General features: G+C 30.8%; 3 protein-coding genes and 1 pseudogene. 2 read left to right on the top strand and 2 right to left on the bottom strand.

Features of this window, described 5'->3' with window-relative positions; translation table 11 throughout:
* Nucleotides 1-39: 39 nt before the first annotated feature.
* Nucleotides 40-123 (top strand): annotated as a pseudogene (locus KI369_RS29830) (GNAT family N-acetyltransferase); the annotation flags it as partial.
* A 27-nt stretch (nt 124-150) separates the two neighbouring features.
* Entirely contained in the window at nt 151-495 is a 345-nt protein-coding gene (locus KI369_RS26660) for a hypothetical protein (protein ID WP_212958515.1), read from the top strand.
* Nucleotides 496-731: 236 nt separating this feature from the next.
* Here the strand turns inward: KI369_RS26660 and KI369_RS26655 are convergent, their stop codons facing one another.
* Nucleotides 732-923 carry a hypothetical protein gene (locus KI369_RS26655; RefSeq protein ID WP_000917614.1) on the bottom strand — a complete coding sequence of 64 codons (192 nt, stop codon included), beginning with the start codon at nt 921-923 and terminating at the stop codon, nt 732-734.
* A gap of 142 nt (nt 924-1,065) precedes the next feature.
* Nucleotides 1,066-1,254 (bottom strand): hypothetical protein, encoded by a 189-nt coding sequence (locus KI369_RS26650; RefSeq protein WP_000516420.1) that lies wholly within the window; start codon nt 1,252-1,254, stop codon nt 1,066-1,068.
* Nucleotides 1,255-1,403 lie beyond the last annotated feature (149 nt).

Raw genomic sequence — 1,403 nt, 5'->3', positions numbered from 1 at the left:
CCCGCTTACCCGACTAAATGAGCTGTCCAAACGGATGGCTTATTTTATAACAATCCAACTGCTGGACGAATTTATAAACGATTAGGTTTTAAAGACATTGGAATGTGGACGATGTATCGATAAAATTAATTTTTTGAAGGAGAAAATAATATGGATTACAAATTCGAATTACTTAGTACAGGTAGCTTAGTTATTAGACTACAAAAAGAATTCGATACTTTAGAAGCTTTTTTAAATGTGGAGGTATCCACATTCGGTGATTGGATAGCTGAAACTGTAGATAAAGTTTTAAACAAAAAAAGTCATCACAAAAAAATAAGTGCAAATATTTTTGGGGCAGATGTTCGAAGAGATACAACAGTTATATTTAATAAGTATGATGAAGATGAAATCGAAATCCCTCTTGAAATAGAAACTATTACATTAAGAAATCTAATAGATATTTATTTAAATGAGCATACAAAATTAATAAGCGAAAAAATAATCAGTAAATAATATTACATATATTACAAAATGACCGCCTGTAATAGGCGGCTTTTTTCATTAAATTAACACACATTCACATACTTATCACTAGCGGTAATATGTAACACTTCACTTTCAAAAAATATCCTTTAATTTCAAAACCATAAGATGATGTTCGCTACTTACTTATTAAAGTACAGCTCTCTCCAACTCTTATGAAAAATTTATTATTAACATTTCTCAATCAATACAAAATTCCTAGGTGTTTATTCACCTCTATTTGTAATTTTTTTAGCTAAACGATTAAATAATACTGAACTTCCATATGCCAACATCCCAATACTAATCATACCAATACTGAAAAATAGTTTCTGCCATAAATTAAATGGGAAAAACCACCCTGCAATAACAAGTACCATTGTGCCAATAATAATCATAAATTTACCTTGCTTAAGCATATCGTTGCTCCTTTTTCTTTTTCAGATAAAATTAAAACTATAACTATAACGTTAAAAGAGGCAACTGGTAGGTCACCCCCCAATTAAAACTATTAGTTATACATGTTGCATATTTTCAGCTGTGATTCCATACAATCTATCTCTATTTTGCCTTCTTCTTTTTTCGATTTTTAAACATAATCTCTAACACTACCACTGTGGTGAATCCTACAGTTAGTTGTAACCCTATAAACAGCAGTTTATCATTTAAAGGAACATCAGGTGCACTCCACAGTAGTACCGGAGGGATAAGTATACCTATGATTACAAGGGTTCTCATTATCTTTCCCATTTTGTTTCCCCTTTCGTATTTTTAAAATCTATATGTATTTTCCAACCTTAAATGGTTGCATATTAATATGCTCCTCTCTTAATCTCCAATATTAATGGTACCACCTATCCCATAACCATCTCTAACGTATAATCCCGTTTCTTTTCCTA

The sequence above is a fragment of the Bacillus sanguinis genome (assembly GCF_018332475.1).
Classification (GTDB): Bacteria; Bacillota; Bacilli; order Bacillales; family Bacillaceae_G; genus Bacillus_A; species Bacillus_A sanguinis.
The sequence above is the reverse complement of the archived record's forward strand: the minus strand, read 5'-3'. Positions and strand labels throughout refer to the sequence as shown.